The organism is Bacteroides caecigallinarum, from assembly GCF_021530995.1.
GTDB lineage: Bacteria > Bacteroidota > Bacteroidia > Bacteroidales > Bacteroidaceae > Phocaeicola > Phocaeicola faecigallinarum.
This window is the reverse complement of sequence record NZ_JADYTF010000086.1, coordinates 1-16,526: the sequence shown is the minus strand read 5'-3', so window position 1 is coordinate 16,526 and position 16,526 is coordinate 1. Positions and strand designations below refer to the sequence as shown.

11 protein-coding genes are annotated in these 16,526 nt (G+C 41.0%); 10 read left to right on the top strand and 1 reads right to left on the bottom strand.

What is annotated here, in order from left to right; genetic code table 11:
* Nucleotides 1-142: 142 nt before the first annotated feature.
* The 8 genes from I6E24_RS11580 (at nt 143) to I6E24_RS11545 (ending at nt 12,778) form a co-directional block, all read left to right on the top strand.
* Complete coding sequence (locus I6E24_RS11580; RefSeq protein ID WP_235328705.1) at nt 143-751, top strand: DUF3575 domain-containing protein; 609 nt, start codon at nt 143-145, stop codon at nt 749-751.
* A 20-nt stretch (nt 752-771) separates the two neighbouring features.
* Complete coding sequence (locus I6E24_RS11575) at nt 772-2,223, top strand: DUF3868 domain-containing protein (protein ID WP_235328704.1); 1,452 nt, start codon at nt 772-774, stop codon at nt 2,221-2,223.
* Nucleotides 2,224-2,280: 57 nt separating this feature from the next.
* Entirely contained in the window at nt 2,281-4,059 is a 1,779-nt protein-coding gene (locus I6E24_RS11570; protein WP_235328703.1) for an Mfa1 family fimbria major subunit, read from the top strand.
* An 83-nt stretch (nt 4,060-4,142) separates the two neighbouring features.
* Complete coding sequence (locus tag I6E24_RS11565; protein WP_235328702.1) at nt 4,143-5,234, top strand: FimB/Mfa2 family fimbrial subunit; 1,092 nt, start codon at nt 4,143-4,145, stop codon at nt 5,232-5,234.
* A 229-nt stretch (nt 5,235-5,463) separates the two neighbouring features.
* On the top strand, nt 5,464-6,372 hold the full coding sequence (locus I6E24_RS11560) for a hypothetical protein (protein WP_235328701.1): 909 nt from the start codon (nt 5,464-5,466) through the stop codon (nt 6,370-6,372).
* 13 nt (nt 6,373-6,385) lie between these two features.
* Nucleotides 6,386-9,769 (top strand): fimbrial protein, encoded by a 3,384-nt coding sequence (locus I6E24_RS11555; RefSeq protein WP_235328700.1) that lies wholly within the window; start codon nt 6,386-6,388, stop codon nt 9,767-9,769.
* Nucleotides 9,770-9,778: 9 nt separating this feature from the next.
* On the top strand, nt 9,779-10,732 hold the full coding sequence (locus I6E24_RS11550; RefSeq protein WP_235328699.1) for a DUF5106 domain-containing protein: 954 nt from the start codon (nt 9,779-9,781) through the stop codon (nt 10,730-10,732).
* A 105-nt stretch (nt 10,733-10,837) separates the two neighbouring features.
* The gene (locus I6E24_RS11545) at nt 10,838-12,778 is read left to right on the top strand and encodes a glycoside hydrolase family 97 protein (RefSeq protein ID WP_235328698.1); all 1,941 of its coding nucleotides are present in this window, start codon (nt 10,838-10,840) and stop codon (nt 12,776-12,778) included.
* A gap of 93 nt (nt 12,779-12,871) precedes the next feature.
* Here I6E24_RS11545 and I6E24_RS11540 read toward each other — a convergent pair whose 3' ends face one another.
* Nucleotides 12,872-13,870 carry a hypothetical protein gene (locus tag I6E24_RS11540; RefSeq protein WP_235328697.1) on the bottom strand — a complete coding sequence of 333 codons (999 nt, stop codon included), beginning with the start codon at nt 13,868-13,870 and terminating at the stop codon, nt 12,872-12,874.
* Between the two features lie 163 nt (nt 13,871-14,033).
* On the opposite strand from I6E24_RS11540, the gene cysS reads away from it, so the two are divergent.
* Entirely contained in the window at nt 14,034-15,512 is a 1,479-nt protein-coding gene (gene cysS, locus I6E24_RS11535) for a cysteine--tRNA ligase (RefSeq protein WP_235328696.1), read from the top strand.
* 335 nt (nt 15,513-15,847) lie between these two features.
* A partial coding sequence (locus I6E24_RS11530) for a tetratricopeptide repeat protein (RefSeq protein WP_235328695.1) occupies nt 15,848-16,526 on the top strand: 679 nt, incomplete at its 3' end.

Below are 16,526 nucleotides of genomic sequence, written 5' to 3'. Positions count from 1 at the left end.
GATGTGTCAAAACGTAAAAAAATGCTTTTTATGACAGTATAATAATTATTATATTTGAATTTCTTTTTATGTAGTAGTAATTTTGCAACGTATAATTTTAGGCTTAATCTAAAAAAAAGAGTGTTCAAAAAAATATAATGTTATGAAAACATTTGGTGAATATTTTTTTGTCTGCAGGAAGTGCGTCATTCTGTATTTGTTCCTTTTATTTTCTTCCGTGCTTTCTGCCCAGGTGGTGTCTGTCAAGACAAACGCCGCATATTGGGGTGTGCTTACTCCCAATATAGCTCTGGAGCTTCCCGTAGGGCAGAAGTTTACAACCGACTGGCATTTCCTTCTTAATCCCTGGACTTTTTCGGACAATAAGAAAATGAAGATTATGGCTGTCCAGCCCGAACTCCGTTACTGGTTCTGCGAGCGTTTCAACGGACATTTTCTCGGGGCTCATCTGGTGGGCGGTATATACAATATAGGCAATGTGGATGCCGGTTTCAAGCTTTTCGGCACAGACTTCGGTTCGTTGAAGGACTACCGATACGAAGGCTGGATGGCAGGAATCGGTGTGGGCTACGGCTATCAGTGGATATTGTCGCGCCATTGGAGTCTGGAGGCTGAGTTGGGACTGGGCTACATATATACCCGTGCTGACAAGTACAGGTGTGCCAACTGCGGCAAGCAGATGGAGGACAATATGCCCCACCATTACATAGGTCCCACAAAGGCAGCTTTAAATATAATTTTTGCATTTTAATATCAATGGAGGCAAGCGTTATGAAAAGCAAGAAAACATTAGTTTCATTAATATGTGCGGCATCCATGACGGTATTTTCCGGTGTGAATGCCCAGCAGGTGCTGCAGAGCCGTACGGTGGTGGACAATGCGGGCATTTTGCGCCATCGCGACAGCGTAACGGTCAGCATGCGGATAGACATCTCTTCGGCTGAAATAAAATCCGGTTCGTCTGTGATATTGCATCCACGGTTCGCCTCACTTTCCGGCACCGGCAGTGCATATCTTCCTCCCGTGGAGATTATGGGACGCAAGCGCAGCATATACGTCGAGCGTAATCCGGAGCAGAAATACCTTGACGCCGACATGTATGCCGTAATGGTGAAGCGCCGCAAAGACAGTAAAAACAATCAGGCAGACGAATCCCAGATACTCGATTACGCAGTTACACTGCCTTACTCCGAATGGATGGACAGTTCCAGTCTGAGCATATCCGAGGATTTGTGCGGATGCGGAAAAGTCAATCCAGCCGGAACAGTCTCGCTGTGCAATGCCGACATAGCTTTCACTCCCCGTCTGGCGTACGTGGTGCCTAAGGCAGAGCCTGTGAAGACCCGCGAACTGAGCGGCCGCTCATACCTCGACTTCCGTGTGAACCGTACGGAGATAGATCCTTCCTACAGAAAGAATCCGGTGGAGCTGCAGCGTATTATAGCTTCTATCGACACAGTGAAGAACGACACGGATTTCACCATCACCTCCATCGAGATAAAAGGATACGCGTCGCCCGAGGGAAGCTATCCGTCGAACAGACGTCTGGCAGAAGGCCGTACGGAGTCGTTGAAAAAATATCTCATCGACAGATACGGATTTCCGTCAACCACAATAAAGTCGTCGTACGAGCCTGAGAATTGGGAAGGTCTGGTGGAATATCTCAAGACCAGCACACTGGCAGACAAGGACGCCATACTCGCCCACATAGAGAACGGACCTGAGGACATCGACCGCAAGGAGAGGGAGATGAAGCAGAAGTTCCCCCAGTCGTATAAGGTAATACTGAACGACTGCTATCCGGGGCTTCGCCGCACGGACTACCGCATAGACTACGTGATACGCAGTTTCAAGCTCGACGAGGCTAAGGAGCTTGTAAAGACCGCCCCGCAGCGTCTCAGCCTTGAAGAGATGTTTGCCGTCGCTCAGACATACCAGCCCGGTTCGGAGGACTTCAACCATGTGTTCGACGTGGCAGTAAGGATGTATCCCTGCGATGAGACAGCCAATCTCAACGCCGCCAACGCATTGCTTGAGCAGGGCAGGGCAGAGGAAGCGTTGCGATATCTTGATAAGGTTAAATCGTCCGTACCCGAAGCCGAGAATGCACGCGGAGTGGCTTATCTGCTGCTCAAAGATTACGACCGTGCGGAACAGCATATAGAAAAGGCACTGGAGGGTAATTTGGATGCGGCAAAACATAATATTGAATTTTTGAAATAATTAAATATATGTCGAATGATTAAAATTAGAATTATGGGAAAATTAAAATTTTTTGGTTTGCTTTTAGCGGCAGGCATGTTTGCTGCTTGTAGCGATAACCTGGAGAATGCGGGGAACGAAAATGACGGCCCAAAGACAGGTGAGGGATATGTAAAGGTGGCTATCAATCTGCCAAGTGTAAGTAGCTCGAGGGCATTTAATGATGGAACTATTGGTAGTTTGGATGATGGAACTCCTGATGAATATGCTGTGAAAGATGCAATTTTGGTTTTCTTTAAAACTACATCTACTACAGGTGATGGAACACCGGAAGCAACAGCTCAATTTGCTAAGGCATATAATGTATCTCTTAATCCTGCAGGAGAAGATGTAGATCATGTAACTAATCGTCATACTGTTATTGGAGAAGCTCCATTGCCTGCTGATGGAGAAAAAGTTTATGCACTTGCTATATTGAATGTTAATGGAGTATTTACTGTAGATAAAGCTAATGGAGTTTTGAAAAAAAATGGTAACAATGTATTTGAATCTACTAAAACTTTATCAGCCTTACAAACAGCTATTGCAACTACAGCTGCAAAATGTACAACTACTGGCTTTATGATGTTGAATGCACCTTTGGCAAATACGACTACAACTTCTGGTTTTGCATTATCAAATGTTAAGACTCTTGTACCGGTTACGGTGTATGAAAGCAAAAATCTTGCAGAGAACGGTGACGTTGCTTCTATTTATGTGGAACGTGTGGTAGCTAAAGTTACATTGACAGGATTTACTTATGCTGATAGTAAATATACAAAAACTGTAACTGCTGATAGTGGAGATCCGTTCAATGGTGATAAAGTAGAGTTTGAAGGATGGACACTTAACTATACAAATAAGACTTTAAAACCTGTACGTGATGTAGATGCAATTACTACATGGCTTGGTAACGATTACGGAGTAGTATCACGTTTCTTAGGTGATTCAAAAGTTGATGGTAAAGATTTGTATCGTATTTATTGGGCTAAGGACGGTAACTATGATGTAAGCTATGGTGGAACAGAGGGCTCAGATGCGAAGGAAGCTTTTAATGTATTTACTAAACCTGAAGATATTACAACTTGGAATACAAATACAGCAGACAATAAAACCGATTCGGAAGATTATGCTCTTTATTGTCTGGAAAACACAATGGATTATGATAAGCAGGTAACGAACCAGACTACTTCACTTATCTTGAAAACAAAATATATTGCTAATCCAGATGCTGCTGGAACAGGTGACCAAAACTTTTTCATGTATGGAACACAGGAGGCAACATATACTCAAACTCAGTTTCTGACTAATGTAGGAACTGCATTATCTCTTTCTGGTGGTACTACTGCTTCTTTGAAAGTAGGAGCTACAGGAGGAACATATACTTACATACCTTCAGGAGCAACAGCAGGTGCCGGTGATTATCTTAACAAGAAAGATGTAAAAAATCTGATAGAATTATCAAGTAGTGCTGATTTGAGTGATGCACAAGCTCAAACACTAATCACTAAACTTGGTGAAATTAAATTCTATAAAGACGGTGATTCTTACTACAATGTAGTTTTGATCAGACATTTCTATGATGATGAGACTTCTTGGGATGCAGGAGAAACTTATGGCACAAAGCATCTTGGACGTTACGGTGTAGTACGTAATAACTGGTATGAAATAAAAGTAAATACAATCAGCGGTCCGGGCGAACCTACTATTGATGATGATACGGAAAATCCTAATCCGGATGATGAGGAAGAAGGTTACATCAAATGTCAAATCAATGTCCTCTCATGGGCAAGACGTTCACAAAGCGTAGATTTATAATAAAATCATAAACTAAAAAAACACCTGCTGCAAGCCCAACCCGCTTGCGGCAGGTCTTAAACACTGAATAAAACAACTTTTATATGAAACAACGGCTTAAACATACATTGAAGATTCTCATGTCCGTCATTGTGCTGAGCATGTCCGTATCATCGTGTACCGACCTTATCTTCGACGACCGCGAAGGGTGTGACAGAGGTGTGTTCGTGAAATTCAAATACGACTACAACCTCCAGCATTCCGATATGTTTGCCGATCATGTAGGAGAAGTGACCGTATATGTATTCGACGAACAGGGACGGTACGTTACCGGCAAGGCAGAAGCCAACGAGGATGGTCTCTCACCACTTAAAGATGATGACTATGCAATGTTTTTCGACCTGCCCGTAGGAAAGTATCAGTTCGTGGCATACGCGATGCAAAGAAAATATTCCGACCTCATTGAGGAAAATGGAGCTAAATTCGTAAGGAGTAGAGGATTTTACGACAGGAATTTAATGATGGAAGATCTCAATGTGGAGCTTTCGCACAAAGTATCCGATATAGACGGCAATCTATATATCGACCATCAGAATCTTCCGCTTGACACATTGTGGCATTCCAAATCGGACGAACCCGTGGAAGTGGTTCAGGGAAAGTATGTCTATCACACTCTCTCGTTAGTAAGGAATACCAAGGTAATAAGCGTGGTGCTCAGGGACATAGAAGAACCCGACGCCATGAACATAGATGACTATGATATGTACATTGACGGAGCGAACGTCATTCTGAACTACGACAACACGCCGGACAACAGCGTGAGGGCGAGATGTACGCCATACGTGTCGTGGAACACACAGGATCCCGATGTGAACAGCCGCTCGGGAGTGGGAAACATGGGGCATGCCGACTTCATGACTTCCAGAATAATTCTCCATGACAGTACCGCAGACGACGAGGTGCTGGTGGTGAAAGACAAGAATACAGGCAAAAAAGTTATTGAGGTCAATCTGCCGGACTTGCTTACCAGACTAAGCAGCTATGACGAGACCAAGAGATACACCAAACAGGAGTTCCTTGACCGCGGCTATGATTACGACCTTACTTTCTTCCTCGCAGGCGATAGCTGGGCTTACGTCAATGTCTCAATCGGTGTATTGGGATGGAGCAAGAGGATTCAGAATGTGGAATTATAAGATTAGAACTATATAAATATATATGTTTAATAAAGTAATATCTATATTAGGCACTCTCATTCTGCTCGTTTTGGCAGGATGTAGGGATGTTGCGCCCATTTCTGTGGAAGAACCTTCCACGGAGAATAGGACTATTACGCTTAATCTGGACATTACTACGAGGGCGGATAATCTGAATCTGCTACCCGATAACTCAGAGCCTGATATCATACGGCTATGGATATGTGATATGAATGATAAAATCATTACTAGTATTGTGAGCAGTCATAATGTATGGACTCCTGTACCTGTAGGAGAAACGGATGAAGAAGGAAATGAAATAGATATCAGGACTACTTTACAGACTGAAATAGAAGCTGATGAAATAAACGAAAAATCAAAATTTAAAATATACCTGGTCTTAAATCAACCTTTTGAAAAAGATAGTACTACTCCTGTAGATTTTACGAATGTTACAAGTATAGAGGAGCTTAAGCAAAAAACATTTGTTCTGACTGAGTATGGGGGTGATAACAAAGTGCCGATGACAGGTGAGGGTACAGCTAAATTTTCGTATGTAGATGGCAACAAAATAATATTTGACGCTTCAATTTATGCTAAAAGGTGTGTGGCAAAGTTAGGGATTTATTGCACTAAAGCTTCAGAAACGAGTGAATTGACTATAAAAGAAATTACTTTAAGTAAAGTTCCTGACAAAGGATATTTATTTGATATACCTGTTGATGAAAGATCAATTGATTATAAGAAAACAGTACCATTGTCTTTACTAGATAGAGACATAGCCATAGATGTTTACTATTCGGGAACTATGCCTGGTTTTTCAGATGATTCTTTTTTTGAAGATGAAAATAGTTTTATTGAACTATCACAATTTTACCTTCTTGAAAATTTGAATGGCATTGTTGATGATAATGGATTTATTCAAGTAGATGGACAAGTTCCTTCGGATGATAGGTATTATATCACATTAAGATATATTCTGAATGGAGGTAATTACGAAAAAAAAATATATGTATCTCAGATTGAACGAAACCAATACAGCAAAATCTATATACGCATCAATGATACAACTATAACTATTTATTGCCAAGTAAACTCATGGACAGAACATGAAATAGATGTCCCGGCCTTTGAATAAAAAAATGACGAATATGAAGAAGATACTGCATACGATATATACCAGCCTGCTGCTTGTCGGCCTTGTAACTTTTAACCTGACGAGTTGTAAGGATGACGAATTAGTGAAGAACAATGGTGATGTTGTAGAAGGTGTACCCATTACGGTGACGATGAAACTTGCGGGTACGCCTGCGGCGGATGTGACGGTGGATACTCGTGCCTCAGGTGATGATTTATCTACTTTGAGTAATCTGACGATATATGTGTTTGATGGTAATGGAAAATATCAGCAGACCGTAAGTACTTTAGATGGAACTCTTGAAAGAGTAAGTGGCCCGACAGGTGCGACAGATGTTACTTATGAGGTTAAATTTAGTACGACTTCTGGCACAAAAAAATTGTTGGCAGTGGGTAATAGTACCAGTAGTGTATGGTCTGAAGCAAATAATATTAATGTTTCTACAATGAATTTTGAAGAGTTGAAGAAACATTTAGCAAATCTAAATATTCCTTTGAACCAAGATGGAGAATTCAGTCGTCCGGCTACAATTACTTCTGATGGGCAAATGATGATAACAGGAAAAAATGAAGGTATCCAATTCGGTACGAATGGAACTGTTGTAGGCTGGGGAGAAAGTGATAATGATATAGCTGTTAAAATGAAGCGAATAATGGCGCATGTAACATTTAACATTACTCCTCCTAAGGATGGAAAGGCAAAGGGGACGTTTATCCCTACTAGCTATAAGGTGTACAATGTGCCAACAAAAGCCTGTTTGGTAAATATGGATAATGATACTACCATAATTACGGGGGACGGTGCTGTAGGATTTAATCATTTTGCTTCTATGACTATTAATCCTGCTATAAATGATGTATATTCTTTTGATTTTTACATGCCAGAGAATATTTATGGTGTGACTGGAGGGGTAAATGATTACCAATTACGTGACAAATGGACTGTCAATTCCAAAAAGTTGTTGGGTAAGCAATGGACCTATGCACCCCAAACCAGTACATTTGTAGTGATAAGCGGGACTTATAGTGGAAACTCTACTGTGGATGATGATGGTCAGGAAACTTCAGAGAAACACACAGTTACAGGAGATGTACAATATACCATTCATTTAGGTGATTTTGGGGAATCTAATGATCCAAATCGAGATTTTGGAGACTTCTCTATTGAACGCAATTGCAGCTACACTTATAATGTGTCTGTAACAGGTGTAAATAAAATCGTAGTAGAGGCATTGACTAATAGAGAAGAACAACCAGGTGCTGAAGGACAAATATTTACATACGATGGTTCTACCTATTCTTATGAACTTGATGCTCATTATGAGCAACTCTTCTTGGAATATAACCTTTCCTCTATCGCTTCAGCAGTGCAACAGAAATTGGGTCCGTATGATTCCAGTATGGAGGATTCAAGTATAAATAAAGCTATTGCGGATAACCTGATTTTGGTCATTCAGTCTGAAGCAATGGATTATACGTACGACGGAGATGACTACACAGTACAAAATAAGCGTGGTACATTGCGTCCTTATCAAATTTATGCAGATGCTGTACAAAATAAACAAGATCCAACTGAGGCTAAAAATAACGTATGGAAAGGCTCTGGTTCAGAAATAAACCCCACAGGAGGCTTTGATTACCAATGGATAGAGTTTTGGCCACAAGAGAGTGGTACATCATTGGCTGCATATCCTGGTGTAAGTGAATGGAGTCGTGCTTCGACTTTGACAGCGGCAGAAAAAAATATGGTGTATGGTATAGCAAAGGGAGATACCACCCGACTTAAGGATGTGTATGATGTGATTGTGGCAATGGGAAAGGCTGTGAAAAATATATATAGTGGTTCTGTGACGACTATTATTACTGGTGATACTCCTAATGATGATGGTATTTGCATTGTTAAGGATGGAGATAACTATGTAGCTCGTTTCACAGCTTTTGTCAATGAATACTATTATTACGAACATCCGTTAACTCATGCTAAGGTGAAGTCGTGGGATGTCTTCGTTAATAAGATTCCACGTGAGATGATTATTGCTATGAGTTCTAAAATATCAGCCGACGGTAATAGTTCATATAGTCAAGTATATTCATACATTACACAGCGTTCCATGGAGACATTCTACAATTCACGGGCTACAGCTATCAATGGTTTTGGCATTGAGACGTATAATGAAACACCTCTTACTCAAAAAGGCGTAGATTTCACTTTTGGGAAAGCAAAATGTACTACAGAGAAAGAGAAAGGGAGTGGCCTTTCTGATACAGATGGTCGTTCCAATCAGATAGCACTGATAGGCATAAATCAATATAATAATTGGAGTTATTATATTTCTACTGCGAATAATGGATGGTTCAATTCTACCAACACCAATCATAAGGAGCATAAATTAAGTATAGATGCATATAGTAATGATCAAAGTCAGCTAGGTGCTTATGCCGCTTGTCTGTCACGTAACCGTGATTTGAACGGAGACGGAACAATTGATGAAAGCGAAGTGCGTTGGTTCCTCCCTTCCGTTAATGAATATTTGCGTATTGGTATCGGTAGCTCTGCTCTTTCCAATGCCGCTCAACTGTATATTGGTGACAAAGCAAGTTTGGATAATGATATTTGGTATACAGGAGAGAATCAGACTGGCGATAAAAATTATGTAACGGCGAATAATTTAGCTGACGGTACATTGTTTTATACCAGCAGTATAGATGATCATCGGACATTTTGGGCTGTTGAAAAAGGTTCGTATGGAGTGGATGGAGAAAGTTGGACCGCAAATAATGCACCGAAACCCATACGTTGCATCCGTGTATTGCCTACAAATATTACCTCTGTAGATGCAAAATCTGATGCTACTTATGAGCGGATTTATAATGATCCTTCCGGTCTGACTACATTGAAATTCAAAGACCGATTGGTGCATAGATTATATCGTAACGGTGTTTATGAGTCTCTGTTGTCAAGACATAATGAAGACGGAGGACCTAATTTTTATTCAGAGGGCATATTTGTTGCTAGTAAAAATGTAAAGACCACTGATAATTGGGGTGTGGAAACCGATACTGATGCTACATTCAGTTTGAGTAGTATCATTGGTTATGATAGTAATGGAAACAGAGTTCCACGAACGAATCCTTGTGCGAACCATCGTGAAGGTGGCTATAGCGATGGATGGCGTGTTCCTAATTTGGTAGAATTGATGGCGATGAATGCTGAAGGGTTGGTAAACGAAAATACAACTTGTTGTACAGCTTTTTCTCGACAAGCAGTTCGTTATGGCTTTTTTATAAATGAAGCAGAGATGATTTCATGTCCGGGTAGTAAAAGTGGACATTTAACTTCTACATCTTATAAGATTCGTTGCGTTCGCGACGTGCCTGCTGGATATTTCGGAAATTAACTACTCCCAATGATGAACAGATACGGATTATTAATAGGCCTTATACTGCTTCTTGCCTCCTGCCGTGCCAAACCGGGCAAGGCAGAGGCAAGGGAGCTTGAACCTACGGACTCAACCGTAGTACAGGCACAGGTCTTCCCTTTCCCCGAAATTCCCACTACCCTGACGGAGACGGAAGCTCGCAAAGCCTACCTGCTCACCCACTACTGGGAGCGTTTCGACTTTGCCGACACTACCTTGGTGAATAACCGCGACGTCACCGAGCAGGGCTTTGTGAACTTCATCGCCCTGCTGGCCGACGGAACTAGTCAGGAGGATTTGATTCGCAAAAGTTTGGAAAATTGGTGTAGAAGGTTTGTCTCTTCGGAATATGCATCTCTGAAGCTTATGGATATGGCTGATAGTTATCTGTATAATCCGAATTCACCTTTTTATAATGAATATCTGTATGAAATTTATTTGGAATCATTGATAAAGGAATTTCCTGAGGAAGATTTTAGAATTTCGAGATTTAACTTCATATTGAAACTGCTGAAACGTAATAACCCCGGTAGTCAGGCAACGGATTTTACCTACTATTTATCAGATGGAACACGTCGTACGTTGGCGGGTACTCCGGTAAGGAACAACCGTCTGCTATTGCTGTTCTATGATCCCGAATGCGAGTCATGCCATGAGGTCCTGTTGCAGATGGCAAGTGATGCAACTTTAGCCGAAGCTGTACGAAACGGAAAACTGAGCGTGCTGGCTGTCTATACTGAAGGTAATGACGAAGCATGGAGAAAGGCTTTGCCTGACATGCCTAAAGGCTGGATAGTCGGTACAGACCGTGAAGCTATAAAGCTAGGAGCATTGTATGACTTGAAGGCTATGCCATCGCTTTATTTATTGGACGGAAACAAACGTGTGGTACTTAAAGATGCTTCGTACGAAAGAATAGTCAGAAGTATATCTGTCAGATAGCAAATCGCTCTGTTAATGAACTCTAAAAGTGATAAGTGTGGATTTTACAATTAAGATGGATTGGTTACTTTTGTGAAAAGAAACAATGACTAATACTTAATACTTATGAACAAACATCTTTTATTGTGTGCATTCGCACTGTCATTTTCTCCATTATTCGCCCAACAGGCAACAGTGAAAGGTCCGGACTCGAACCTGAAGGTTGATATTTCCGTAAAAGAAGGAAAACCGATTTATACTGTTACTTATAAAGACAACATTATTCTTGAGGATTCTCCTTTGGGATTTGTCACAAACATCGGCGATTTCAGTCAGAACGTTTCTTACGTTGGTCAGAAATCATCGTCTGTAAAGAAAACTTACGTACAGGACAGAATAAAGCGGTCGTCTGTAAATTATAATGCTAACGAACTGAGGGTAACATTCACAAATGCCGACAAGAATCCTTACGACGTAGTGTTCAGAGTGAGCAATAATGACATTGCTTTCCGTTATGAATTGCCGCAGTATGGCGAAACTGCATCTATAGTGATGAAGGCTGAGGCTACAGGATTTGATTTCCCTGAGAATACCACTACATTTATTTGCCCTCAGAGTGATCCTATGGTGGGATGGAAGAGAACCAAACCTAGTTATGAAGAGGAATATAAGGCTGATGCTCCTATCTCTACTACATCGCAGTATGGCGAGGGATATACATTCCCATGTCTTTTCCATGTGGGGGACAACTGGGCTTTGGTGTCGGAGACAGGTGTAAGAAGCAAATATTGTGCGTCGCATCTGAGTGACGCTACCGAAGAAGGCCTTTATACTATTGCATTCCCTAACGAGGGTGAACTGAACGGTCTGGGTGCATCTACTCCGGGAATGGCGCTTCCGGGAGAAACTCCGTGGCGCACTATAACTGTGGGAGATAATCTGAAACCTATAGTGGAGACTACTGTGCCTTTCGATGTAGTGGAACCATTGTACGAACCGTCGCAGGAATATAAATTCGGACGTTCCACATGGAGCTGGATACTGTGGCAGGACCCGAGCATCAATTATGATGACCAGATAAAGTTTATCGATCTTGCAGCGCAGATGGGGTATGAGTTTACGCTTATTGATGGTGGATGGGAAACCAATATAGGACGTGAACGTATGGAGGAACTTTTCAAATATGCACAAAGTAAAGGGGTGGATGTATTTGTATGGTATAACTCTAACGGATACTGGAACGATGCGCCTCAGTGTGCAAAACAGTGTATGAGCAATTCCATAGACCGCAAGCGTGAGATGAAATGGTTGCAGAAATGTGGTGTGAAAGGTTTGAAGGTGGATTTCTTCGGTAGCGACAAACAGCAGATGATGGGGCTATATGAGGATATACTGAGCGATGCTAATGACCATGGACTGATGATTATATTCCACGGATGTACCATTCCTCGCGGATGGGAACGTATGTATCCTAACTATGTGGGAAGTGAGGCCGTGCTTGCATCGGAGAACCTGATATTCAACCAGCATTTCGATGATAATGAGGCGTTTAATGCCACGCTCCATCCGTTTATACGTAACACTATAGGATGTATGGAATTTGGTGGTACAATACTGAACAAGAGACTGAACAGGACTAACGATGGAGGAACGACACGACGTACGACTGATGTGTTCCAGATTGCCACTGCTGTGCTTTTCCAGAATCCTATTCAGAACTTTGCGATAGCTCCGAATAACATGTATGATGCTCCTGCATCTATGATAGAGTTCATGAAGGAAGTTCCTACTACATGGGACGAGACACGATTCATTGACGGCTATCCGGGTAAGTATTGCGTTCTGGCACGTCGCCATAACGGACGTTGGTATATTGCGGGAGTAAATGCGCTGAAAGAACCGTTGAAACTTGAGCTGAACCTATCTATGCTTATGGATGGAGATGAATGTACATATTATTATGACAATAAAAAGCGTGAACCGCAGAAAGAGACTCTCAAGATAAAGAAAGTGTCGTCTGTTCCGGTGGTGATACAGCCTGAAGGCGGAGTGGTTATTGTGAAGTAATAAAAAAAGTGATACTGCCATATAAAAACTGTGTCAGCAAAGTTAATAATCTGTTTTATTCTTTGCTGACACAGTTTATTTTATATCCTCAATTTATTTTAATAATTTAATAAGTTCTTCAGGTGTTATGTTCAGCTCTTTGGCTATTTTTTCGTCAGTCATACCTTGCTTCTTGAAAAGGCTGATCATGCTTGTTAACATGTTGGATTTCTGATTCAGTTCCTGATCTTTCTGATTCAGTTCCTGATCTTTCTGATTCAGTTCTTGGGATTTCTGATTCAGTTCTTGGGATTTCTGATTCAGTTCCTGGTTCATGAGCTCTATTTCGCGATTCTTCATCATTATTGTAGTGTCGCGTGATTCTATTTCAGAAAGGATTTCATCTTCTACATCCATATCTCTTCTTACTTCGGGTTCAACAGCAGCCTTTATGAGGCGATCTACTACCAACTGTTCTTCCACTTCCATTCCACTTTCATCTATCTCCATTATATGTTCATTGTCTTTTACGCAATAACTTTGGTCGAAAACCTGAAGCAGACGTTCAAGCTTGTTTCTTACTTTACCTTTGAGATATGGGATCTGTATGATTATGCTATCGTGAGTAAGGCTTTCTATAAAAGGATCGGGTACTCCCGTCTCTATAGGATTAGAATTATAGTCCAGGTATTTGCGTCTGACGTAAACCACCGGCTCTTGAAGCTCGCCAAGCTTATGCCCTAAAATGTAGATTGAAACAATAGGAAGACCATAGCCTTTAGGATTGATATTTTTGTCAGGAACATTCTTTTTGTCAATATACTGGCTGCCTAAATACTGTCTGAAACGAAGTGTTTCCGTTACAAGCCATGTCTTCTGTAATTCTATGAGTATAAGTTGTATGCTACCGTCCTCATTTCTTATAGTAGCGGCAAAATCAATTCTCATCATTGAAATTTTCCTTTGTGTCACTCCGGTGTATTCATGAGGACGCATTTCCAGTTTGATGACTTCCTTCTGTAACAGGGCGGAAAGCATGATTTTGGCTACTCTCTCGTCTTCCATCATATACTTGAATACGGAATCATAAATAGGATTTGCAATCAGTACCATAATAGTTCCTTTCTTTTTTTTGTTTTTATGCTTTGTAAAGATACGGATTTTTTTAATTCTTCCAAGTGGTAATAAACTGATTTTTTGTAATAAAATCAACGGTAGTATATGTCCGTCATGAATTTATTTATAACTTTGCGGTCTAACGTAACTATTATGCATTATGGAAAATAAACTCTTAATCTACAATACACTGAGCCGTTCGAAGGAACTTTTCAAGCCGGCTCACGCACCGCATGTGGGTATGTATGTGTGCGGACCTACCGTGTATGGTGATGCTCATCTGGGACACGCGCGTCCGGCAATTACTTTCGATATTCTTTTCCGTTATCTCACTCATCTGGGATATAAAGTAAGATATGTACGCAATATCACTGATGTGGGCCATCTGGAACATGATGCCGACGACGGTGAGGACAAGATTGCAAAGAAGGCCCGTCTGGAACAGCTTGAACCTATGGAGGTGGTGCAGTATTATCTGAACCGCTATCATAAGGCTATGGAAGCACTCAATGTCCTTCCTCCAAGCATCGAACCTCATGCTTCGGGACATATCATCGAACAGATTCAGCTGGTAGAAGAAATCCTGAAGAACGGATATGCTTATGAAAGCCAGGGTTCTGTATATTTCGATGTGGCAAAATACAACAAAGACCATCATTACGGAAAACTCTCAGGAAGAAATCTTGACGATGTAATCAATACTACACGTGAGCTTGACGGACAGCAGGAAAAACATAATCCTGCCGATTTCGCTCTTTGGAAGTGCGCCCAGCCTGAACATATCATGCGCTGGCCTTCGCCATGGAGCGACGGATTCCCGGGATGGCACTGCGAATGTACTGCTATGGGTAAGAAGTATCTTGGAGAGACATTCGATATTCACGGCGGTGGAATGGATTTGATATTCCCGCATCATGAATGCGAGATTGCACAGAGTGTGGCTTCGCAGGGACACGATATGGTGCGATACTGGATGCACAACAATATGATTACCATAAACGGTCAGAAGATGGGTAAATCGTTGGGCAATTTCATTACTCTTGACGAATTCTTTACTGGTAGCAACAAACTGCTTGCTCAGGCATATACACCGATGACAATCCGTTTCTTCATCCTTCAGGCACACTACCGCAGTACTGTTGACTTCAGTAATGAAGCGCTCCAGGCTGCTGAGAAGGGGCTTGAACGATTGATGGAGGGCGTGAAGAATCTTGAACGTATCACCCCGGCGAAGGCAACAAGCGGTATCGAGCCTGCCGGACTTCGAGAGAAATGTTATGACGCGATGAATGATGACCTTAATACTCCTATCGTAATATCACACCTTTTCGACGCTACACGTATGATAAATACTGTTATCGACAAGAAGGCGACTATAAGCGAGGCTGACCTTGAGGAACTGAAACAGGTATTCAATATGTTTGTGTTCGAAATTCTTGGTCTTAAGGCTGATGCAGAGAACAATGCCGCACGCGAGGAGGCTTACGGAAAGGTGGTAGATATGTTGCTGGAACAGCGTATGGTGGCCAAGGCTAACAAGGATTGGGCTACAAGCGATAAGATACGTGACAATCTTGCTGCCTTGGGATTTGAGGTTAAAGATACCAAGGATGGATTTACTTGGAAACTGAATAAGTAACGTAAGTCTCTAAAGAGTAATAAAGTATTATAATTGGAGGTAAAGGCCACTTTCAGGTGGAATTTACCTCCTTTATTAATTTTATAATCCGGGTTTAAAACCAATCTTAACTTTAATGTTCAGGTGGCGAAGGAGTATTAAAAATTTTTTACTCACTTGTGTGATTTGTTCGGATTTTATTTGTACTTTTACCGCGATTGATTGAGATTTGTTTTTATTCTTTATGTGAACACTAAGTCTCGAGTTCTTCTGATAAGGTAAGGAACTGGGTAATTTACTGTTAATCAGAGTTTTAATGTATGGTTATAAGGACGTTTCACTAATTTAATTGTATTATGTTACGAATATACAAATATATATTTGCGTTAATCTTTTCAGCTATCGCGTGTACAGTAGGTTATTCCCAACAAACTACAAAAGCTGATTTGTTAAAATTATTCTTTCAGGCTAATCAATCTGTAAAGAACGGAAATAATGATGATGCCAAGAAATTTTATACTGAGATAATAAAGCTGTCTCCGGGTTTGCCTGAGCCATACCTTAATTTGGGTAACTTATACTCTCAAGAAATAAATAATGAAAAAAGCCTTTATAAGGCTTGTATTTGTTTTAAACAATACTTGAAGTTAAATCCGGAAACATCTAAATTTGATTTCTTATCAGCGGAAATAAGTAGATTGACATCGTTGATTGATGAATTGAAATCTTCTAAAGTTAAAGATAGCATTCCTGATGATAATGTGCCTGCTTCTAATTTTACTAAACTTGTAGTGTCGCCAAAACTGGCTCTTTTTGAAGACTCTATAGATACTCATATTGAATTGCCTGCGTTGGCACATAAGCCGGATACAACATTTCTGGCTGCTGAGACCGATAGTATTTATTTAGGTCGTTGGATTTCGTCTGAATTTGGAAATAATGGTAGAGAAACTTGGATTCTTGACATAAAAGATGATAATGGTAAATTGGTTATGTCTTATAATGGAAATTCAGGTTTTAGCTTGAATACAAGAT